The 21,918-nt window shown below is 36.5% G+C and carries 23 protein-coding genes; 8 read left to right on the top strand and 15 right to left on the bottom strand.

The window, feature by feature from the left end; all coding sequences use genetic code 11:
- Positions 1-52 precede the first annotated feature (52 nt).
- The 4 genes from FEDK69T_RS00855 to FEDK69T_RS00840 all read left to right on the top strand — a co-directional run bounded on the left by FEDK69T_RS00855 (position 53) and on the right by FEDK69T_RS00840 (position 4,403).
- The gene (locus tag FEDK69T_RS00855) at positions 53-895 is read left to right on the top strand and encodes a carboxypeptidase-like regulatory domain-containing protein (protein WP_023572237.1); all 843 of its coding nucleotides are present in this window, start codon (positions 53-55) and stop codon (positions 893-895) included.
- A gap of 81 nt (positions 896-976) precedes the next feature.
- The gene (locus FEDK69T_RS00850; protein ID WP_023572236.1) at positions 977-3,157 is read left to right on the top strand and encodes an erythromycin esterase family protein; all 2,181 of its coding nucleotides are present in this window, start codon (positions 977-979) and stop codon (positions 3,155-3,157) included.
- An 83-nt stretch (positions 3,158-3,240) separates the two neighbouring features.
- Positions 3,241-3,681 (top strand): SRPBCC family protein, encoded by a 441-nt coding sequence (locus tag FEDK69T_RS00845; RefSeq protein WP_023572235.1) that lies wholly within the window; start codon positions 3,241-3,243, stop codon positions 3,679-3,681.
- Positions 3,682-3,920: 239 nt separating this feature from the next.
- A complete protein-coding gene (locus tag FEDK69T_RS00840) occupies positions 3,921-4,403 on the top strand; it encodes a hypothetical protein (RefSeq protein ID WP_023572234.1) in 483 nt (160 codons plus the stop codon).
- A 220-nt stretch (positions 4,404-4,623) separates the two neighbouring features.
- Here the strand turns inward: FEDK69T_RS00840 and FEDK69T_RS00835 are convergent, their stop codons facing one another.
- The 9 genes from FEDK69T_RS00835 to FEDK69T_RS00795 all read right to left on the bottom strand — a co-directional run bounded on the left by FEDK69T_RS00835 (position 4,624) and on the right by FEDK69T_RS00795 (position 13,753).
- Positions 4,624-4,854 (bottom strand): YdcH family protein, encoded by a 231-nt coding sequence (locus tag FEDK69T_RS00835; RefSeq protein ID WP_023572232.1) that lies wholly within the window; start codon positions 4,852-4,854, stop codon positions 4,624-4,626.
- A gap of 40 nt (positions 4,855-4,894) precedes the next feature.
- Positions 4,895-5,602: a sulfite exporter TauE/SafE family protein gene (locus FEDK69T_RS00830; RefSeq protein WP_023572231.1), complete on the bottom strand. Its 708-nt coding sequence runs from the start codon at positions 5,600-5,602 to the stop codon at positions 4,895-4,897.
- 84 nt (positions 5,603-5,686) lie between these two features.
- Complete coding sequence (locus FEDK69T_RS00825; protein WP_023572230.1) at positions 5,687-6,133, bottom strand: FixH family protein; 447 nt, start codon at positions 6,131-6,133, stop codon at positions 5,687-5,689.
- 172 nt (positions 6,134-6,305) lie between these two features.
- Entirely contained in the window at positions 6,306-7,724 is a 1,419-nt protein-coding gene (ccoG, locus tag FEDK69T_RS00820; RefSeq protein ID WP_023572229.1) for a cytochrome c oxidase accessory protein CcoG, read from the bottom strand.
- Positions 7,725-7,746: 22 nt separating this feature from the next.
- Positions 7,747-8,685, bottom strand: a complete 939-nt coding sequence (locus FEDK69T_RS00815; RefSeq protein WP_023572228.1) for a cbb3-type cytochrome c oxidase N-terminal domain-containing protein — start codon at positions 8,683-8,685, stop codon at positions 7,747-7,749.
- A 3-nt stretch (positions 8,686-8,688) separates the two neighbouring features.
- Positions 8,689-8,883: a cbb3-type cytochrome oxidase subunit 3 gene (locus FEDK69T_RS00810; protein ID WP_023572227.1), complete on the bottom strand. Its 195-nt coding sequence runs from the start codon at positions 8,881-8,883 to the stop codon at positions 8,689-8,691.
- Between the two features lie 5 nt (positions 8,884-8,888).
- Positions 8,889-11,084, bottom strand: a complete 2,196-nt coding sequence (ccoN, locus tag FEDK69T_RS00805; protein WP_023572226.1) for a cytochrome-c oxidase, cbb3-type subunit I — start codon at positions 11,082-11,084, stop codon at positions 8,889-8,891.
- Positions 11,085-11,086: 2 nt separating this feature from the next.
- Positions 11,087-11,263 carry a cbb3-type cytochrome oxidase assembly protein CcoS gene (gene ccoS, locus FEDK69T_RS00800; protein WP_023572225.1) on the bottom strand — a complete coding sequence of 59 codons (177 nt, stop codon included), beginning with the start codon at positions 11,261-11,263 and terminating at the stop codon, positions 11,087-11,089.
- Between the two features lie 114 nt (positions 11,264-11,377).
- Entirely contained in the window at positions 11,378-13,753 is a 2,376-nt protein-coding gene (locus tag FEDK69T_RS00795) for a heavy metal translocating P-type ATPase (protein ID WP_023572224.1), read from the bottom strand.
- Positions 13,754-13,851: 98 nt separating this feature from the next.
- On the opposite strand from FEDK69T_RS00795, the gene FEDK69T_RS00790 reads away from it, so the two are divergent.
- Positions 13,852-14,532, top strand: coding sequence for a Crp/Fnr family transcriptional regulator (locus FEDK69T_RS00790; protein ID WP_023572223.1), 681 nt, complete (start codon positions 13,852-13,854; stop codon positions 14,530-14,532).
- Positions 14,533-14,568: 36 nt separating this feature from the next.
- On the opposite strand, the gene FEDK69T_RS00785 is transcribed toward FEDK69T_RS00790, so the two are convergent.
- The 3 genes from FEDK69T_RS00785 to FEDK69T_RS00775 are packed head-to-tail and all read right to left on the bottom strand — an operon-like array spanning position 14,569 to position 16,060.
- A complete protein-coding gene (locus FEDK69T_RS00785; protein WP_023572222.1) occupies positions 14,569-14,883 on the bottom strand; it encodes a rhodanese-like domain-containing protein in 315 nt (104 codons plus the stop codon).
- Positions 14,884-14,905: 22 nt separating this feature from the next.
- Positions 14,906-15,520, bottom strand: a complete 615-nt coding sequence (locus tag FEDK69T_RS00780; RefSeq protein WP_023572221.1) for a thioredoxin family protein — start codon at positions 15,518-15,520, stop codon at positions 14,906-14,908.
- Positions 15,521-15,523: 3 nt separating this feature from the next.
- Positions 15,524-16,060, bottom strand: a complete 537-nt coding sequence (locus tag FEDK69T_RS00775) for a TlpA disulfide reductase family protein (protein ID WP_023572220.1) — start codon at positions 16,058-16,060, stop codon at positions 15,524-15,526.
- A gap of 232 nt (positions 16,061-16,292) precedes the next feature.
- On the opposite strand from FEDK69T_RS00775, the gene FEDK69T_RS00770 reads away from it, so the two are divergent.
- The 3 genes from FEDK69T_RS00770 to FEDK69T_RS00760 are packed head-to-tail and all read left to right on the top strand — an operon-like array spanning position 16,293 to position 17,999.
- A complete protein-coding gene (locus FEDK69T_RS00770; protein ID WP_023572219.1) occupies positions 16,293-16,748 on the top strand; it encodes a MarR family winged helix-turn-helix transcriptional regulator in 456 nt (151 codons plus the stop codon).
- Between the two features lie 2 nt (positions 16,749-16,750).
- A complete protein-coding gene (locus tag FEDK69T_RS00765) occupies positions 16,751-17,383 on the top strand; it encodes an NAD(P)H-dependent oxidoreductase (RefSeq protein ID WP_023572218.1) in 633 nt (210 codons plus the stop codon).
- Positions 17,384-17,426: 43 nt separating this feature from the next.
- Complete coding sequence (locus tag FEDK69T_RS00760; RefSeq protein ID WP_023572217.1) at positions 17,427-17,999, top strand: YceI family protein; 573 nt, start codon at positions 17,427-17,429, stop codon at positions 17,997-17,999.
- Between the two features lie 49 nt (positions 18,000-18,048).
- Here the strand turns inward: FEDK69T_RS00760 and FEDK69T_RS00755 are convergent, their stop codons facing one another.
- The 3 genes from FEDK69T_RS00755 to FEDK69T_RS00745 are packed head-to-tail and all read right to left on the bottom strand — an operon-like array spanning position 18,049 to position 21,896.
- Positions 18,049-19,503 (bottom strand): TSUP family transporter, encoded by a 1,455-nt coding sequence (locus FEDK69T_RS00755; RefSeq protein ID WP_023572216.1) that lies wholly within the window; start codon positions 19,501-19,503, stop codon positions 18,049-18,051.
- Positions 19,496-20,302 carry a DUF2490 domain-containing protein gene (locus FEDK69T_RS00750; protein ID WP_162147231.1) on the bottom strand — a complete coding sequence of 269 codons (807 nt, stop codon included), beginning with the start codon at positions 20,300-20,302 and terminating at the stop codon, positions 19,496-19,498. The genes FEDK69T_RS00755 and FEDK69T_RS00750 overlap by 8 nt, the downstream gene beginning before the upstream one ends.
- Positions 20,247-21,896 carry an NADPH-dependent assimilatory sulfite reductase hemoprotein subunit gene (locus FEDK69T_RS00745; RefSeq protein ID WP_023572215.1) on the bottom strand — a complete coding sequence of 550 codons (1,650 nt, stop codon included), beginning with the start codon at positions 21,894-21,896 and terminating at the stop codon, positions 20,247-20,249. The genes FEDK69T_RS00750 and FEDK69T_RS00745 overlap by 56 nt, the downstream gene beginning before the upstream one ends.
- Positions 21,897-21,918 lie beyond the last annotated feature (22 nt).

The raw sequence follows: 21,918 nt of genomic DNA, 5'->3' as shown, positions 1-21,918 counted from the left end.
AGCAAAAAAAGAGACAATCGTTTCAATTATAATACTACTTCTCAAAAACTTTATGAAGAAACTTTTTTTAACATTCCTTATGCTTTTCTTTTCATTTTCTGTTTTTTCTCAAGAAAAGCTAATTAAAGGAATTATCATTGATAGTTTGAACAAACCGATTCAGTATGCCAATATTGGGATTCTAAATAAACCAATCGGAACGGTTTCAAATCAAAACGGAGAATATTTCTTGAATATTGACAATGCTGTTAATTCGGATACTTTGAAAATATCATGTTTGGGTTTTAAATCAGTGGAAAAAACAATAAATAACATTCTGAATTCTAATTACAACGTCACATTAGAAAACCATATAGAAAAACTTGAAGAAATTGTAATAAAATCAGATAACCTAAAAACTTACACTGAAGGAAAAGATAAAACTAACACGAAAAAACAAGTTTTCTTTGCTATTAAAAACCAAAAAAATCTGAATTTAGGATCCGAAATAGGAAGAAAATTTACTTTAGGTTCGAAAAAACCCAGTTTATTAAAAGAGTTTAAGTTTTTCATAAAAGAAAATAATTTTGAAACAGTTAAGTTCAGAATAAACTTTTATACAATTGTTGACAACAAACCTTCCAAAAAAATTAATAAAACAAATATTATTGTTGGTGTAGATAATAAAACCAAGGGTTGGATCAATGTTGATTTAACTGATTATGAAATTAAGACACAAGAAGACATTATCGTTGCTGTTGAATGGATTGAATGTTCAAAAATTGGAGATAAATTAAGTTTGCCAATAATAATTCCGTCATTTAGTTCAACCCATTATTACAAATTTGGTACTCAGGCGAAATGGGAAAAATATGGAAGTATTTCTTCTTCAATGATGTTGACATATAAACAATAATTGCCTGCAGTAAACAAACGATTTAAGACTAAATCAAAGTAATACTACACATCTGCATAAAAAAACCTTTAAAGAATCGAATTGAAAAAAATAACAGCCTTAATTTTCAGCATATTATACATCACGGTAAATGCTCAGAGTTTCAATCCTAAAACGATTACATTACCCAAAAATATTGAAATTGAGGATTTATCATTTTTAAAAGAAGAACTGAAAAATGTCCAGGTTATAATGCTTGGCGAAAATTCACATCTTGACGGTAATGTATTTGAAATGAAAACCAAAGTTGTAAAATACTTACATCAGGAAATGGGTTTCAACACAATCGCTTTTGAATCGGGAATATATGATGTCTGGAAAGCACAAACTGATATTAACAAAGGTTTTGATACTCAAAAAGCTTTTATAAAATCGTTATTCACCATATGGGCTAAAAAGAATGAATTTCAGAGTTTCATTGAATTTTACGACAAAAATAAAACAGATTTAAAGCTCTTTGGATTTGACAATCAAATTACCGGAAAATACGGCGAAGAAGAACTGGTAAAAGATCTTTATGCATATTGTAAAAAGTATCACTTAAAGTTAAAATTTAAAAGTGACGATTTTTCATTACTCATAGAATCGATGAGTATTTCCGGAGTATTTGATGAAGGAGATATAAGCTATACTCAATATAAATCCTCATTAACGGAGCTATGTAGCAGTATTGCCGCAAAACCTCAAAATGAAGAACATTTCTATTGGTCACAAATAATTAAAGGACTGCTCACTTTGGGGGAAGAACGCTATTTAAATATACAAAACCCAAACTCTTTTTATTGTGATGTAAAAGACAACATTCGAGACAGGCAAATGGCTGAGAATCTGTTAACTTATATAAAGAAACATCCGGACGAAAAAATAATCTGTTGGGGTGCCAACGTACATTTCGCAAATGATATGTCTTCTGTGAACACTCCTGTTCTTAAAGAGTTCATTCCTATGGGTTCTTATATAAAAAGTGAGTTAAAAGATGAGGCTTACAGTTTGGCCACCGTAACGGCTTCCGACTCAATTTTTCTGCAAAACAAATGGCATCAAACACCAATAAATACTACTTCATTTGAACATTATCTAAAGAATAGTAATGCCCCCCACCTCTTTATTTCTTCCAATCAGCCGGAAATGAAGAAAACACAGCTAAATAGATTGTTCAGTCCGATAACTTTCGCAGAAGCACGCTTAGATTTAGTACATGACGGTTATTTGTATTTAAATGAATCCAAGTTAACAACGCCAATATTAAATGACGGCAATGACGAACAAAAAACAAAAAATCAAAATGTCATCTCGCCAGAAAAAAACATATTGAATCAAATAAATAAAATTGAGTTCGATACTACAGCCAATACAAATACGATTGCTTTAAAAGAAATAATCGTATACAGCAAAAGAACACCTTGGCAAATTGTTAAAAAAGCCATTGACAACCTGGGCAAAAACTATCCGAATGTCCCGTTATACTCTAAGATGTTTACCAACCTCACCACGGATATTCAAGACAAAACGTGTTTAAATTTAGATATTACGGCGAATCAATATGAAAAGAGCTATTTTAACTATGAACGGAGCACAAAACAATTAAAAGAAATCAGGTGGAACCTCAAAAAAGAATATGAACCCAAAAATTTGAGGGAATTCTATAGTTTAATAGCCAATAACCCAATAAGAAATGGTGCTTTTTTAACAAACAGAAAATTCATTAAGTTTGATTTTACTTTAGAAGAAATAAAAAAACACAATAATAAAGATGTTTACGTTATAACCTTTTCGTCACCCAGAAATCATTCCAATTATACGGGAAGAGTGTACCTAAGTAATTTTACAGGTACATTATTCATCAATAAAGATGACTATGCAATTGTAAAAGTCATAGAGAATTGGGAAGTTACGGAATTCCCTGAGCAGCACAGAGAGGGTTTAAACTTAAATGGTGCTTTTACAAATTACACTATGAAAGAATATATCAATGAAACAATTGAAACCGATTTAATAAAAAGTGAGAATTTTTACTTTATATCACATTCTGAAATTAATATAACCGGTAAAATAATAAATGCTGAAAATAAATCACTGCCGTTTAAAACGACTCTTGATTCATATTGGAGTGATTTTAACATCACTAACCCTGAAAAAATCAGCAACAATGAAGAACAACATTTGTTTCAAAAAGTAATCTATAATGAAGAATTCTGGAAAACTTATAAACTCCCGAATTGAGAACTGAATGCCTGCAACAATTTTGAATAAATAGAATTTTAAAAACTTCTTTTGTATATTTAAAATTCGAAAAAATCAGGATCATGAAATACACAACAGAAATAGAAATCAACAAACCAATCGACACAGTCATAGCGCTTTTCGATAATCCTGATAATCTTAAAAAATGGATGGAAGGTTTGGAGAGTTTTGAACATATGAGCGGGACACCCGGACAACCCGGAGCTAAATCAAGGTTAAAATTCAAAATGGGCAAACGCGAAATGGAAATGATTGAAACCGTTACTGTCCGAAATTTACCCGATGAATTTACCGGAACATACGAAGCAAAAGGAGTTGTCAACATTGTAAAGAACTCGTTTGTTAAGATATCCGATTCCAAAACTAAGTATATTACCGAACACGAATTTCAGTTGAAAGGTTTGGCGATGAAAATAATTGCGTTTCTGATGCCCGGCGTTTTTAAAAAACAATCCATGAAATACCTCACAGCGTTCAAAAGTTTTGCCGAAAGCCAGGAGTAATTGGCAGTTGTTATCACCCCTTTTAAACACACCTATACTTTACAGATTAAATACTAAAGAACTTAAAGACATATTAAGTAATACAACTTAAGAAAAGTTGTTATAAATTTTAACATTTAGCTTTTTTCTTATGGAATAAGTTGCTATCTTTAAAGTGATTACCAGCAGACTTAAAACGAGTCTATCACCATTATCAGGATTACCACATTATTTCTAACCAATTAGTAAAACTTAATCCTATGAAAAAAATCACATTACTTTTAGCTGTATTCTTCGTTAGCACTGCTACGACCTATTGTCAGACATCTGATGCAGAAATGGAAGCTATGGTTAATCTTTTGGGTGTTCAGAAAAAAGAAGCTATGGCTCGTCTTGTAAATGTTACAGGAAAAGATGCAGATGCATTCTGGAAAATTTATGATGAATATCAAAAAGAAAACAAAAAGACCGCAACCCAAAGGATGAAATTGTATGAGAAAACTGCACTATCTTACAACAACCTGACTCCGCAAAGGGCCGATTCTTTAGCCAACCTGTATTTTGCCAACCGGATGGAACAGGAAAAAAAACTGGAGGTTTATTACAAAAAGATCAAATCAGCCACTAACGCTACGGTAGCTTTTCAGTTCTATCAGGCAGAAGTTTACCTGTTAACTCTTGTAAGAGCACAAATCATGCAGCAGATACCTACTTACGGAGAGATACAGGCTGCCAAAAAATAAATATCAGGAATTTACGTACCTGCAGACTTTAGTATCTATTCGAAGTTTTAAACCTACTTGAAACTCGGGGGAGCTACTCCATCGAAAATACTAAAGCGGTTAACTTACTACGAAAATAAAATCCTGAAACTATCAAAAAAAGAACCGCAGATTTCACGAATTAAACATATTAAATCTTGAAATCTGCGGTTCTTTTTTCAACCTTCAAAATGGTTTCTGTTCAGTTTTGAAGCATCGAAAAAATTTCATCCTTAATAAAAAGCAGCCTTGCTTTCATTTCGTGAGTTGCCTCATCTGTAACAACCTCTTCCCCCGTGTTAATCAGGTGAATTTCATGTTCCAGTTTGTCGTATTCGTCAAATAATTCTCTAAAATGAGCATCAGACGTTTTTAATTGGTGAATTTTGTCCTGATGCTCAGGAAACTCGTGTAATAAATCATGTCTTTCCATAGTGCTTCTATATCAAGTTAATATCTTACTATAAAGTTACTTAATCTGTTTTACATATTGAATCACCCTGCACAAAAAGACTCATATTACCTGGAGATACAAACGGAATATCTAATCCCAATCCGCGCATGATAAACAACATTCCAATGCAAACAGTAACAATCGGTATGATTTTCTGAATTCTATTCCGAACCGGAACTGTCAGAAACCCGGAAACATACGTAATCATGCTCATCATCGGGATAGTTCCCAATCCGTACAAAAACATATAAGTTACACCCAAAGTTTCATTCTGCATGGCAATTGCACCAAAAAGCGCTACATAAACCAATCCGCAAGGCAAAAATCCGTTAAGTAACCCAATGGTGAAAAGCGCTTTAAAGGTTTTCTTTTTGAACTGACTTCCCAGTTTGGTTTTAAGTGCCGAAATGACTTTATAAACCGGTTTCGAAAAATTATATTGGGCAAATACTTTTTCCGGGATCAAAACGAATGCAATCATCAAAATACCAATGACAATAGACAATTTCTGTTGCATTCCTGCCAGAAAAAGTCCTTTACCCAACAAACCAAAAACCAAACCTAACGTCATGTAAGCCATTATCCGGCCCAAATGATACGTAAGAAGCTGCGTTGTTTTCTTAGCCGGATTTTTATGATCGACAGGCAACATCATAGCAATGGGACCGCACATCCCAATGCAATGCAAACTGCTTATTAAACCTAATATGAATCCGGAATACAACATATTTTAATTTTGAGAAAAAAGATATTAGAGCAAAGATGATAGAAGGAGGAAACTTCTATCTCCTTTTCCCTTTACCCCTTTTCTTTATAAACTAATCCCCTTTTTATTAAGGTACTCTTTCCCATCATATTCCCATTCCACAGCAATGTCCCAACGACCGCCAACCAAATCTGTTTTAGGTATGAGCAAATTTGAAGTAGACAACGAAATCGGAACTTCGAAATCTAATTTCTGATTGGACGGTCGGTATAAGGACACTTTTCCTTTTATTTTGGCAATATCAAAGGTTTTCGGAAAAACAATCAACAAACCATTTCCATTTGATTCGATTGAAACTCTTTCCGTAAGATTATTAGCGTTTTGTTGCTTATCGATCTGATTTTGAAAATCAAGTTCTTTTTTATAGTATTCTTCAGTAACCATTTCATGGTCGTACTGCGAGTCAACTTGCACCTTGAAAACGAAGTATAAAATAAACGTCATAAACAAAGCAAATGCAATCACGACTCCTGTTCCCCAATTGATTCTCATAATTTCTCTTTTTTATTTAAAGCGAATGGCCTGTGACTTATCAGTTATGGCAATTCCTGCTGTCCGTTACAATCCACGCAAAGCGTGGGATTTTCACTCCCATCAGGGCTGTTTGACAAACCATTTATCTTTTTGTAAGCAACTTTTTTAGATTGGCTCTTCGGTTTTTCATTTAATTAAAACTTCTCGGGCCAAGGAAATTAGTCGTTGTTGTCTCCAAAAGCAAATCTCCGTCATACACTTCAATTTTAATCTTGGTTTTATCTCCTTTTAAAAAAGCAGGGTGAATCTCTATGAACAATGTTCCTTGGGCCATCCCTTCTTTTTTGATTGTAAACTCAGGTTTTCCCACCACCTTAATTTCACCTTTAATGTCAACCAACTTAAAGTGTACGTGATTAAAATCCTTAACTGTTTTGTTTACAATTTTATAAGTAAACACGTTGCTTATATTTTCTCCTTTGTGTTCAAATAATTGCCCGGGTAAGCGCAAAACCGTAGCCTGTACGTCATTTCTCAGGAACAACATTCCAATAAAAACACCGGTCAATATAGCTAAAACAGCTACATAACCTTTCATTCGCGCTGTGAAAACGAATTTTTCCTTTTTGACGATTTCGTCTTCCGATGCATAGCGTATCAACCCTCGCGGCAAATTCACGCTTTGCATGATAAAGTCGCAAGCATCAATACAGGCAGTACAGTTGACACATTCCAGTTGTGTTCCGTTACGGATATCTATTCCGGTCGGACAAACATTTACGCATAGGCGATCGTCGATACAATCTCCTTTTCCTAACGCTTTTCTGTCTTCAGTTTTATTGAATTTGCCGCGACCTTTTTCAGCCTCTCCTCTTTTATGATCGTAGGCAACAACTACCGATTTATTGTCAAGCAAAACACCTTGCAGACGCCCGTATGGACAAGCAATGATACAAACCTGCTCCCTAAACCAGGCGTATATGAAATAAAACACACTGGTAAAAATCAGTAAAGCCAAAAGCGTTGTTGTGTTATGCAGTGGGCCTTCGGTCACCATTTTCAGAAGTTCATCACTTCCGATAATATAGGCAAGAAAAATATTGGCTATAAAGAACGAAATAATGAAAAAGATAGTCCACTTTGTACTTCTCTTTCTTACCTTTTCGCTGTCCCACTTCTGTTTAGCCAATCTCATCTGGGCTGCTCTGTCACCATCAATCCAAAATTCGATTCTTCTGAAAACCATCTCCATGAAAATGGTTTGCGGGCAAATCCAACCACAGAAAATACGGCCAAAAGCAACTGTAAATAATGCCAGTCCGACAACGCAGATAATCATCATAGTTACGAACAGATAAAAATCCTGAGGCCAGAACGGAAATCCGAAAATATTAAACTTCCTGTCGATTACATTAAACAATAAGAACTGATTTCCATTGATTTTGATAAACGGTGCAGTGAATAAAAAGAGTAACAAAAAATAACTTACCCATTTTCTTCTTTCATACCATTTACCTTTTGGAATTTTTGGAAAGACCCAAGCACGTTTGCCCTCTTTGTCAATGGTTCCAATGGTGTCTCTAAAACTATCTTCGGGTAATTTGGACATACTTGTTTTATTTTGCTGTCATTTATGGTGCAGCTGTTTTTGTTGTATCTGCTGTCGGTGCAGTTGTTTCTGCTGGAGCAGCACCATCTTCGGCCCAAACATCTCCTTCCGGTGCTTTTGGATTTGGTGGATTTGATCCCTGTAAACTCAACACATAACTCGCTACTTTTTGAATATCTGACGGCTTGATTGTTGCTTTCCAGGCTACCATTCCTTTTCCGTCACGACCACCTTCCATAATTGTATTGAAGACATTTTTGATTCCCCCACCTAAAATCCAGTGATTATCGGTCAGGTTCGGCCCAATTGCCCCACCTGCATCCGGACGGTGACACGCCACACAATTGGTTTCGAAAATGGTTTTACCGGCAGCAATACTTTCAGCATCTGTCAGCAAAGTAACTTTTTCCTTATCCATAATATCCGGAGCCGTTTTTTTGTACTCCTCTACAGCAATTTTTGCAGCTGCCATTTCTTTATCAAATTCTTGAATCTGATTATCATGACCCAAAATATGGAAACGAACCATGTAAATAAAGGCAAAAGCGACACAGGCATAGAAAAGGTACACCCACCAAGGAGGCAGCACATTATCAAGCTCTTTGATACCATCATAATCGTGATGCAGCAATAATTCTTTTTCCTCTTCCATTTTATTGGAACGCGTTAATTTGTGCATCAGATTTTTATAGAATTGAGTCTCCTTGAACGGAAGATTTTCTTCTGTTTCTTTAGCTTTAAGCTGTTCTTCCGTCAGTAAACTGTTTAAAACGTTGTTAGACGCTTTAACAACAATTTCTATTGCTATTAACACGAACAGGAACAATAAAAGCAATATCATGACAATCGGGTATTTTATAAATGCCGGTTTGTCTCCGGAATCGATAAAGAATTCCATTGCCATATAAAACAAGAAGAACAATACTGGAATTCGAACGTATATTGGAAAAAACTTTTTCATCTTTTAACTGTTTAAAATATCATTGGTTTTCTCATCCGCAAAAGGAATGTTGCTCATTTCGTCTATTTTTTCTTTTTTATAGGTAAATACCCATATATACAATCCAATAAAGAAGACAAAGAAAATCAGTAATGAAATGATTGGATAAATCTCAACTCCCGAGATCGTTTCCAAATTATGTTTAACAAACTTCAGCATACCTTTTATTTTTGAAGTTGAGCTACATCTTTAACTTTAATATCAGTCCCTAATCGCTGTAAATAAGCAATCAATGCCACTATTTCACGATCTTTCATAGGTATAAAACGCTCGCCTCTGGCTTGTGCATTTTTCTTACTTTCCTCATAACTTTTTACGAAATCAGGATCGTTAGTAAGGTTCTTTTCAATCATTTCCGACTGTTTTGCGATACTTTGTTTGGCATTGGCAATGTCTTGCTCTGAATAAGGAACGCCTAATGTTACCATTGCTTTCATTTTCTCCTCAATATTGGCATAATCCATCGGTTTATTTTCGAATAGCCATTTATAACCCGGCATGATTGATCCAGAAGAAGTACTTTGCGGATCCCACATATGGTTAAAATGCCAGTTGTCTGAATATTTGCCGCCTACTCTGAATAAGTCTGGTCCTGTACGCTTCGATCCCCAAAGGAACGGGTGGTCATAAACATATTCTCCGGATTTAGAGTACTCTCCGTAACGTTCCACTTCCGAACGGAACGGACGTACCATCTGCGAGTGGCATCCCACACATCCTTCTCGTATGTACAGATCGCGACCTTCCAGTTCAAGCGGAGTATAAGGTTTTACACTTGAAATCGTCGGAATGTTCGATTTCACTACCAGCGTCGGAATAATCTGAATGATTCCACCGATTAAAATCGCAATAGTAGCCAAAATCGTAAGTTGGACAGGTTTTCTTTCTAACCAGGTGTGGAATTTTTCACCTTTTAATCTTCTAGCGGCTATTCTTTGTAATTCAGGTGCTTCAGCCAATTCATCTTCAACACTTTGTCCCTGTCTTACCGTCATGATAATATTATATACCAAGACTAACATTCCAGTAAGATATAAGGTTCCTCCAATGGCACGCATCGCATACATCGGCATAATTGCTGTAACAGTTTCAAGGAAGTTACCGTATACTAAAGATCCGTCCGGATTAAATTGTTTCCACATTTGTGCTTGGGTAAATCCGGCCACATAAAGCGGTAAGGCATATAAAATGATTCCAAGGGTTCCTACCCAGAAGTGGAAATTAGCCAACTTAATCGAGTACAGATTCGTTTTTGTCATTCTCGGAATCAGCCAGTAAATCATACCGAAAGTCATGAATCCGTTCCAGGCCAAGGCTCCTACGTGAACGTGAGCCACGATCCAATCCGTAAAGTGAGCAATAGCGTTTACATTTTTAAGGGATAACATTGGTCCTTCAAAAGTGGCCATACCATAACCGGTAATAGCTACCACGAAGAACTTTAATATTGGTTCTGTGCGAACTTTATCCCAAACTCCTCTAAGGGTTAATAATCCGTTGATCATACCTCCCCAGGACGGAGCAATCAGCATAACAGAGAAAACTACACCTAGATTTTGAGCCCATTCCGGCAGCGCAGTATAAAGTAAATGGTGCGGACCTGCCCAGATATATAAGAAAATAAGCGACCAGAAGTGAATGATTGACAATTTATAAGAATATACAGGTCGGTTAGCCGCTTTAGGAATGAAATAATACATCAATCCCAGGAAAGGTGTCGTAAGGAAGAATGCTACCGCATTGTGTCCGTACCACCACTGCACCAGGGCATCCTGAACGCCGGCATAAACCGAATAACTTTTCAACCCAGCAACAGGAATCTCTAAACTGTTAACAATATGCAATACAGCTACCGTTACGAAAGTGGCAATATAAAACCATATGGCTACATACAAATGACGTTCCCTGCGCTTAATAATGGTCATCATCATATTGATACCAAACACTACCCATACAATGGCAATAGCAATATCAATCGGCCATTCTAATTCGGCATATTCTTTAGAAGTTGTATAGCCCAGAGGTAAAGTAATTGCGGCTGCAACGATAATCAATTGCCAGCCCCAGAAGTTAATGTTACTCAGAACATCACTGTACATCCTTGCTTTTAAAAGGCGTTGCAAAGAATAATATATCCCAGCAAAAATGGCATTCCCCACAAATGCAAAAATTACTGCATTTGTGTGTAATGGCCTCAAACGACCGTAGCTCAACCAAGGGATTCCGTCAGTCAGGTTAGGAAAAAGGTAGAATACCGCTACCAACAGCCCAACTAACATTCCTACTACACCAAAAACGATTGTAGCATACAGGAATTTCTTTACAATTTTGTTGTCATAGTAAAATTGTTGCACTTCCATAATTAATTTTGTTTTTCGGATTTATTTGGATTTTTTTTCAATTCATCGTCAAAAAGTATTCTGACAGAGGGAGTGTAATCGTCGTCAAACTGGCCACTTTTTACGGCTCTTATAAAAATGTATAAGAACACCAGGGCCACAACGATACTGATGGAGATTAACAGATAAATAACGCTCATACCTTAAATTTTGTTTATCAAAGTTAGTTTAGCGATATGGGACAAAATATGACAATTGTCATATCTGAAATTATAGTTTAAATTAATAATAATTTTCTGAACAACAATGCATTACTACCCCTTTTTCGAGAAAATGTTACTTATAACCGTCACGAAGCTTATAATTGTGACGGTGCTCAGAGGCATGATAATCGCCGCAACTATAGGTGAAAGATTCCCTGTAATTGCAAAACTCAGCCCCACTACATTGTAGAGTAATGAAAGTCCGAAGCTCATCATAATGGTTCGCATCGCATTTTTAGAGAAGTTGAGGAAATAGCCGATTTTCGAAAATTGAGAAGCGTCCAATATACCGTCACATGCCGGAGAAAACACGTTTACATTTTCGGTAATGGAAATCCCCACATTACTTTGTGCCAATGCACCTGCGTCATTAAGACCATCTCCAATCATAAGTACATTCTTCCCTTGTTTCTGAAGGTTTTCAATAAAGGCCAGTTTTTGTTCCGGTTTTTGGTTAAAAACCAGCTCTGTATTTTTAGGAAGCAATCGTTCCAGAACTTCTCTTTCACCTTCATTATCACCGGAAAGAACCTTTACATCATGAGTCTTACTCAAATTGAAAAACAACTTTTCTAAACCCTCGCGATATTGATTATCAAACACATAATTCCCTAAGTAATTATCATCAATACTGATATGAACTGAAGTCTGCTTAATTTGATTGTCTTTCTTTTTTCCAATAAATTCAGCCGAACCTATCTTAACTGTTTTTCCTTCAATAGTTCCCGAAATCCCTTTTCCGGTTATTTCCTCAAAATGCTCGACCTTTTTAATTTCCGTTTGAGGAAGAAAATCATATAATCTTCGGCTTAACGGATGGTTTGAGCCTCTCAGAATATTTTTTACTAGGATTGCATCGCTTTCAGAAATTGGCGTTCCAAAGAATTCAATCGCCGATTTTCTATTTGACGTAATCGTCCCCGTCTTATCAAAAACGATTGTATCCACTTTTGCCAATTGTTCAATCACCGTGGCATTTTTCAGGTATAATTTTTTGTAACCAATTATCCGCAGGACATTCCCCAATGTAAAAGGTGCTGTTAAAGCCAAAGCACATGGACATGCTACAATTAAGATTGCCGTAAAGACATTAAATGCAGTGCTTGTATCGATCAAAATCCAATATCCAAAAGAAACAAAAGCCAGTATCAATAAGGCAGGTGTAAAATAACGGCTAAGCGTATCGGTTATCGTTTTGTATTTCTGATTGACTTTTTTCTGAAAAACATCGTTGCTCCATAATTGCGTCAGATAACTTTGAGAAACCGAATGCAAAACTTCCATTTCAATAACCTTTCCCAATTGTTTTCCACCAGCAAATATCTTATCACCCGATTTTTTCTCTATCGGCTCCGCTTCACCTGTAACAAAACTGTAATCAATTAGTGTAGATTCCGATATTAATATCCCATCAACAGGAATTAACTCCTGATTTCTGATTAATAATCTGTCGCCTTTATTAACATCATATACCTGAATCGCTTCTTCGGTACCGTCGTTGTGCATTTTGGTAACCGCAATCGGGAAATACGATTTATAATCGCGTTCGAAAGATAAAAAGTTGTAGGTTTTCTGCTGGAACAACTTGCCCAAAAGCATGAAAAAAATCAGTCCGCACATACTGTCGAAGAATCCCTGACCGTAATTGAATGCAATATCGACCGTACTTCTAATGAACATAACAACAATTCCCAATGCAATAGGGATATCGATATTAAGCATCCGTGACTTAATGCTTTTCCACGCCGAAACGTAATATCCCCAGGCTGAATAAAAAAATGCCGGTAAAGACAGTGCAAAAATCAACCAGCGAAAGAATCCTTTATATTGTTCGATCCAGAATTCGCCGACTTCAAAATACTCGGGAAATGACAAAAGCATGATATTTCCAAAACAGAAAAAGGCAACACCAATTTTGTAATACAAACTTCGATCGACTGCCTCTTTTTTTGCGTCGTAATTTTCCAGACTGATGTAAGGTTCATATCCTATGGAACTCAGTAACAATACAATTTCTTTCAGATTGGTTTCACTCGGATTGTAAGTAACCCTCACTTTTTTGCTGTGGAAGTTTACCTGAGAAGTAGTGATCCCATTTTGGAGTTTGTGTAGGTTTTCCAGAATCCAAATACACGAACTGCAATGTACATGCGGAATATAAAGTGAAACAATACGAATTGAATCTTCATCAAATTCAAGAAGTTTTGAAACAATGTCTTCATTATCCAAAAAATCATATTTGCCTTTAATATCCTGTGGCGTTGCTCCCGGAGCATTTTCAAAATCGTAATAACAGGTTAAATCATTCAGACTGAAAATCTCATACACGGTTTTGCAACCGTTGCAACAAAAGATCCTTTCATCGAAAACAATTTCTTCCGCTTTTACGACATCGTTACCACAATGGAAACAATTGGGATTATCCATAATTTGCTCATTTACCTGACACAAAGGTTACAATTTACAAATTTTTAAGATATGATATTTGTCATCCTTTAGTATCTTTGCAAAAACATTCTATTTCAATGAGTAAATGTGAGCAATGCATTGTTAGGGAGTTCAGCGCCTTAAAAGCCCTGAATAAGGATGAATTACTAAAGCTTTCTGATTGTAAAACTTCCTTCAGTGTAAAAAAAGGAGAAGTAATTTTTGAAGAAGGTGACAGTCTTGATGGAATCTTTTGTATTAAAGACGGAGTTTGCAAACTTACCAAACTAAGTTCTAACGGTAAAGACCAGATTGTCAAACTCGTAACAAAAGGAGAACTGTTAGGACAGCGTTCCCTGATAAGCGAGGAACCTGCAAATTTGGGAGCGGTTGCATTGGAAGATATGCAGGTATGTTTTGTTCCGAAGAGTCAGGTAATGGAATTTTTCAACGCAAACAATAAATTTTCGCTTAGTATGATGAAAAATGTTTGCCATGATTTAAAAGAAGCCGATAACATTTTAGTGAACCTGGCTCAAAAAAGTGTAAAGGAAAGACTTGCCATCGCACTTTTATATCTTGAAGACACCTTTGGGCTAAACAATGATGATTCTTTGAAAATTCAATTGTCGAGAGAAGAGATTTCCAGCATAATTGGAACCGCTACAGAAAGTTGCATCCGATTACTTTCGGAATTCAACAAGAGCGGCCTGATTGAACTTACCGGAAAAAAAATAATATTGAAAGATAAAAAAGGGCTTAGAAAATTAGCCGAATAAAAAAAAGGAGCTTGAAACAGCTCCTTTTTTTTATTTTTATTCTGGCGAAACAACAGGTCCGTTCCACTCCATTATACCCCCTGAAAGGTTGAATGCATTTTCAAATCCCATTTGTTGCATAATGTTACATGCCTGACCACTGCGGGCTCCAGACCGGCAATACACATAATATTTTTTTGATTTATCCAGTTCATCCAATTTATAGATGAAACCTTGCCCTTTATAAATATCGATGTTAATTGCTCCCGGTATAATGCCTTCATTCCATTCACCTTCCGTCCTTACATCAAGGATTACAGCATTCTCATTATCCTGAGCACCTTGCCACCATTGTTCTTGTGAAATATTCATAATTGTGTTTTTTGCAAAAATACTATGCTTTGATGGAACATCCAATAGCTTTGGTTGTTTTTACCGGAACATCCTGATTCTTTAAAAGAGCATCTACAGCATTTTCAACATATTTTGTCTTTACCGCCGCTTCATCAGAATAGTTGTCATCAATAGCTCCAATGTATCTCACCACATTACCCGCTTTAGTTTTCTCCAGAATATATACATGAGGCGTTTTTGTAGCTCCGTACTGTGGATAAATTTTTTGGCCTTCGTCAAATAAATACGGGAAAGTATATCCTTTTTCTTTGGCTCTTTTCTGCATCATTTCAAAACTGTCATCGGGTTGTACGGCAGGATTGTTCGGATTGATTGCAACAACGGGATAACCCAGTTTTTTGTATTTCTTGTCCAAAGCCATAATTCTTTCTTCATAGGCTTTTGCGTATGGACAATGATTACAGGTAAAAACGACAATAAATCCCTTCGCGTCTTTAAAATCGCTTAATGATACTTTTTTCGTATCTACATTTTGAAGGCTGAAATCGGTAGCAACGTCACCAATCTGATAACCTCCCAAATCTGATTTAACTAAGGTAAAAGCACTCACGATGCTCACCAATAATACTAATGCTGCAATTTTGACTGTTTTCATAATTTATTTATTAATGATTGTTGATAGTTCTTTTTCAAGTTCTTCAAACGTAAAGGAACGCTCGTAAAACTTTCTGGTTTTATTATTATAGATTATCGTTGCCGGAATCGCTCCGCTCCAGTTTTTATCTACTTTTTCTATCCAGGCATTTGCGTCGGGATCGTCCAGATGAATGATTTCAGACTCCAGCTTTTTTTTCTTCACAAACGGAATCAAAGCGGATTCCACCTTCTTCGGCATATCCATGCTCACCAATATCACTTTTACGTTTTGATTTTTGTATTTCTTATTAATCTGTTCGAAATAAGGTAATTCCTTTACGCAAGGCAGACACCATGTAGCCCAAAAATTAATCACATAAATTGCATCGTCATTTTTATGCAGAATAGGCTCGAAGGAATTAAAATCAAAGGAAGCTATCTTAACCCCTTCACTATTATAAATCCTAGTGGGTTTCAAATCAGCACCAGCTTCACCTTTATTGATTTGTGCGAAGGATAAAAAACCGGTAAATAACAAAAGAATGGACCAACTTCTCATGGAATTACTTTTTTATTTTGCTTAAAGATAAAAAATCTTACTTTTTTCAAGCATTCTATTAACATAAAATTTTAATCAGAAGATAAAAAAGGTATAAATTGCAATATTGAAATGGTAATACTATAATTGATAAGCCTGCACCGCTTTTTATAACATTAACAAAAATTTAATAACACATTTGTATATACAATTAAAAACATTACTACATTTGTATCAACAAATTAATGATGGTATGAAAATCGAAGAAATCATAAAATCGACAAAAGAATTAACAACGGCTAAAAAGACGGTGCTTAATATCTTCTACACGCAAAATATAGTTTCCGACAAATTTTCAGAAATACTAAAACCTTATGATCTTTCCGGGGAACAATATAATGTACTGCGAATTTTGAGAGGACAAAACGGCAAAGCCACTAATATGTGCGATATTCAGGAACGAATGCTGGCCAAAACAAGTAACACTACCCGATTGGTCGACAAACTTTTACTGAAAGACCTGGTTACACGTGAAGTCTGCCCTGAAAACAGGAGAAAAATGGAAGTAACCATTACCGAAAAAGGAATGCAGTTGTTAACCGAACTGGATCCGAAAGTAGAAAATCATGAACATCTCTTTTCTCAAAACCTGACACAGGATGAACTGGAGCAATTAAATAATTTATTAGAAAAATACAGAACAATTTAAAGATGAGCAATTTCATAAAACATCAAAACTGGCGTTATGCCACCAAAAAATTCGATGCTTCCAAAAAAATATCGGAACACGATTTGGAAATATTAAAAGAAGCCATCCGATTAAGCTCTTCTTCTTATGGTTTACAACCTTATAAAGTTATCATCGTTGAAAACCCTGAATTAAGAGCAAAAATACAACCGGTAGCTTGGGGACAAACCCAAATTACAGAAGCGTCTCACCTGTTCGTTTTTGCCAATATGGTAAATTTAGGCGGAAAAGAAATAGACAAATATATCGCCAACATAGCTGAAACCAGAGGAATTCCGGCAGAAAATCTGGCAGGTTACGGAGATTTCATGAAATCTAAAATTATATCTTTACCGGAAAATGTAAAGAACAACTGGACTTCAAAACAAACGTATCTGGCTTTAGGAAATTTACTGAATGCCGCTGCAGAACTTCAGATTGATGCCACTCCGATGGAAGGTTTCGAAACAGAAAAAGTAAACGAAATCCTCGGACTGGATGCATTAGGATTAAATGCTTCACTAATTGCTACCGTTGGTTACCGTCATGAGGAGGATACAACTCAGCATAATGTGAAAGTCCGCAAATCAAAAAAAGAATTATTTATCAATTTATAATTATAAACACTAACCAATAAATTAAATTAAATCAATTAAAATCATGAAACAATTAAAATCAATTGCATTGGCATTAGTAGTAGCTTTAGGAACATTAACAGCTACAGCTCAAACAACAAAAAAAGTAGATGTATCAAAAAGTAACATTGGATGGATTGGTAAAAAAGTAACCGGTCAGCACGAAGGAACAATTGCTCTTAAAGATGGTGCTTTAGTATTCAAAGGAAAAAAATTAGCAGGAGGAAACTTCACAGTGGATATGACTTCTATTAATGTAACGGATATTCCGGCAGGTAATATGAAAGACAAATTAGAAGGTCACTTAAAAGCTGATGATTTCTTCGGTTCAGAAAAATTCGCTACTTCAAAATTAGTTTTCAAAACTATCGCTGCTAAAGGTAACAACACGTATACTGTTACTGCGGACTTAACAATCAAGGGAATCACAAACCCAATCACTTTTGACATGGTTGTTGATAAAAACACAGCTACAACTAAATTGATGGTAGACAGAACTAAATATGATATCAAATACGCTTCTAAATCATTCTTCGAGAGCATTGGTGACAAAGCTATCTATGATGAATTTGAATTGAATGTTACTTTAGCAATCTAATTCCTGATGCATTGTAAAAAAGCCGCTTACTTTTAAGCGGCTTTTATATTTAAACTATTTTAAACAACATCCTGATACTGAAAACAATTACCAGAAAAGCAACTGCCAGTATTGCCGTTTTTTGAGGAAGCTTTCCTGCCACCCTAGCCGCTAAGGGTGCAGCCAATGAGCCGCCGAGTATCAAACCTACAACTATATACCAGTGACTGACACCTATCGAAGCAAAAAAGGTTAAAGAGGCTGCCAAGGTTACGAAAAACTCAGCCAGACTTACCGTCCCAACTACATAACTCGATTTTCTTCCTTTGGATAAAAGTGTAGATGTCACGATCGGACCCCAGCCTCCTCCTCCAAAAGCATCTAAAAGTCCACCGGAAAAACCTAAGATCCCCGTATTTTTCACTTTTTGTTTTGCGATTTTCTTTCGGAAAGCAATGATAATCAAGCGAATTCCGATAATCATCGTATAAGAAGCCAATATAGCATACGTAACGGTTTCATATTTATTACCGAGGTAAATCAACAGCAAAGCACCACTCACTGCTCCTATCACACCCGGAACAGCCAACCACAACAACAGTTTCTTATTGACATTTCCGAATTTATAATGCGAAAAACCGCTGATACCGCTTGAAAACATTTCCGCCGTATGAATACTTCCGCTGATGGCAGGCAGTTTGACTCCAAACAACATCATGCTCGTCGCACAAGTCACTCCATAGCCCAGTCCTACAGCCCCATCCACCATTTGTGCAAAAAAACCAACCGCTATCATCGCAAAAAAAGCAGGGGGAATATCGCTGGCAAAAGCATTCAAATCCTGAACCGAAATCACGGTCGACAATCCGTAACCAAAGAAAAGCGCCAGAAAAACAACAGCAATTTCAAACGTCAATTTTTTATATTTTTTCCCTTGTTTTTTAGGATTTTCATTGGTAACCAGCAACGACGTCACTTCATTCAAAGAGGCTAATTTCGCTTGAAAATCGGCTTTGTGTTTCTCTCTGAATTGATTCAGATTTTCTATGCTTTCATTGATATCATCCGGAATAGCTTCTTCCAGATGTTCTCGTAAACGCCTTGCTAAAACAGGTGATTTTCCGTTAGTGGAAATGGCGATTTTTAGGTTTCCTTTCTTTACAATCGAACCCAAATAGAAATCACATAAATCCAGCTGATCCGCAGCATTGACCAATATTTTTCTTCCGTTGGCTTGACGCTTTATTTCGATGTTAACCAAAGTATCGTTTGTAGCTGTTATCACAAAATCGGTTTCATTCAAATCGGCTTCCTGAAACGGGCGTTCGTGAAAATCAATATGCGGATGTTTCGCCAAGACTTCTTTCAAAGCCGACGAAATTTCACTGGCTACCAATTTTATGTTGATATCAGGATTCTGTCTTAATAAGGTTTCCGTTTTTTCCAAACCTACATTGCCGCCCCCAACGATCAAAAAGCGGGCGGTTTCAGTTTTCAGGAATACAGGAAATAATGTACTACTCATGGTTTTTCTTTTTTAATGTCAGATTATGGAATAATGAAAATCGGATGATATCCCGATTGTAATAATCGACTCCCGATTTCTGTTGCTGAAACCAATTCATATAACCGGCTTCAACAGCAATTACGGGGCTTACTACATAATTCAATGCCAGATAAACACGGTTCTGATCAAAGGAGTTTTTAACTATTTTACTGCCTACATTGAACATTACCTCATCTTTCAGTTTGAAAATGACCCGCTCCTGATTTTCTTTTTTTACCACCGGAATATCAAATCCCAACTGGTAGCGCAACCGGAAATTCGAAAAACGATAACCTCCTGTCAGTTCTTCATTTTCAACATCGTGAAAAAAACGGGCTTCGGCTTTATAGCGGTGTGAAATGGTCAGAAAGGATAATTTTTGTTTATTGTTGAAACCAATATTCGGGCGTAATTCAGGAACAACTAGATTACTGTCTGAATCAGGATCATTCGGACTTTGCAGAAAAAAAGCACCTCCAACAAAAACATTCCAGTTTCCCTCCAGCTTGTATTCCAAATCCGTACGGAAAAGCAACTGATGCTGTGCAGAAGGATTAATAAATTGCCGCTCCTGAATTTCGCTCTTCAAACACCAATTCTCATTAAACGTCAACGAATTGTAGTAACCGTACCAAATCTGTTGCTGATGCGTCACGTTCTTCTGAGCCAAAACATTCAGCTGAGAAAACAGCAATACTACAAGTACTGCTGTTCTATTACTATTAATTTTGTGAAATGATTTTCCTGAACGTAAAATCGCCAAAGGTTTCATTCTCATTTTTCTCTTTTGTATAGCTATCCAGTAAATGATCGACTTCATTTAAAATTTCTGATTCTGTCTGCTTCTCCTTATATAATTTGTTCAGCCTTTCGCCGTATCGGTCGCCTCCTAACATGAAATTATACTGCCCCGGACCGGTTCCAACAAAGCCCAATTCGGCTACATACGGACGACCGCAACCGTTTGGACAACCTGTCATCCTAATGGTTATTTCCTCGTTCTGAAGGTTATATTTTTCCAAAATGGGTTCTATTTTCGTTACCAATTCCGGCAAATAGCGTTGGGCTTCCGCTAAAGCAAGTGGACAAGTGGGCAACGCCACACACGCCATCGAATTTTTACGAAGCGCACTGTCGTGTTTGTCAATTTCGTGTTTAACCAGCAAGTCTTCAATTTTTGCTTTGTCGCCATCTGCAATCTCTCCCAGAATCAAATTCTGGTTTCCGGAAAAAATGAAATTGGAAATTTTGAATTGTGCCACTTCATATAAAAACTGCTTCTGATAAGGTTTCACCACGCCATGCTCTACAAATAAGGTATAAAACCACTTCCCTTCGTGATTTTGCTCCCAACCAAAACGGTCACTTCTTTCAGTAAATCGGAATGGCTGTTCCGGTAGCAATTCAAACCCGATGCGGCGTTCCAGTTCATTTTTAAAACCTTCTACCGTAAGTTTATCGACCGTGTATTTCAGGCGTGACAATTTTCTGTCTACCCTGTTTCCGAAATCCCTTTGCACAGTAAGTATTTCATACACTGCTTTCAGAGTTTTTTCTTCGGTATCGGCAAATCCGATGATGGAACCCAAACGTGAATACGTATTCGGATTACCGTGTGTCGTTGCCAATCCGCCTCCTATGGCAATATTGAAACCCTTCAATTTATTGTTTTCGATAATGGCAATCAAGCCAATATCATTTGTAAAAACATCCACATCATTACTCGGCGGAATCGCAATGGCAATCTTGAATTTTCGTGGCAGATAACGGTCTTCATACAACGGATCGGCTTCCGAAGAACGTTCGTAAATCTTTTCTCCGTCGATAAAAACTTCGTAATAAGATTGCGTTTTAGGCAATAACAATGTTGAAATTTTATCGGCATATTCATAAATCTCCTGATGCAATGGTGAAAGCTGCGGGTGCGAACTCACGATTACGTTTCTATTCACGTCGCCACAGGCTGCAATCGAATCCAGTTTAGCCGTGTTAAACGCCTGTATAGTCGGACGCAGCTGGTGTTTTAGCAAGCCGTGCAATTGTACCGTTTGGCGGGTTGTAATCTTTAAAGTTCCGGTTCCGAATTCCTCCGAAATGTCATGGGTCGCAATCCACTGATCGGCATTGATTACTCCGCCCGGAATCCGAAGACGGATCATGAAGGAATACAGTTTATCCAGTTTTTTGGCTGCCCGTTCAGCTCTTCTGTCCCGATCATCCTGTACGTACATTCCGTGGAACTTCACAAGAGTTTCATCATCCGGACGTACATTTCCCGTATGATTGTCTAAATCAATACTTTCTTTTAAAGTGCCTCGCAAACCGTCACTTTTGATTTTTATGGCTTCTATTGGTGATAATTTATTACTCATTTTTTTATAAGCTTACAGCAGT

Origin of the sequence: Flavobacterium enshiense DK69 (assembly GCF_000498495.1) — a bacterium.
GTDB classification, from domain to species: Bacteria; Bacteroidota; Bacteroidia; order Flavobacteriales; family Flavobacteriaceae; genus Flavobacterium; species Flavobacterium enshiense.
This window is presented reverse-complemented; position numbering and strand designations above follow the sequence as displayed.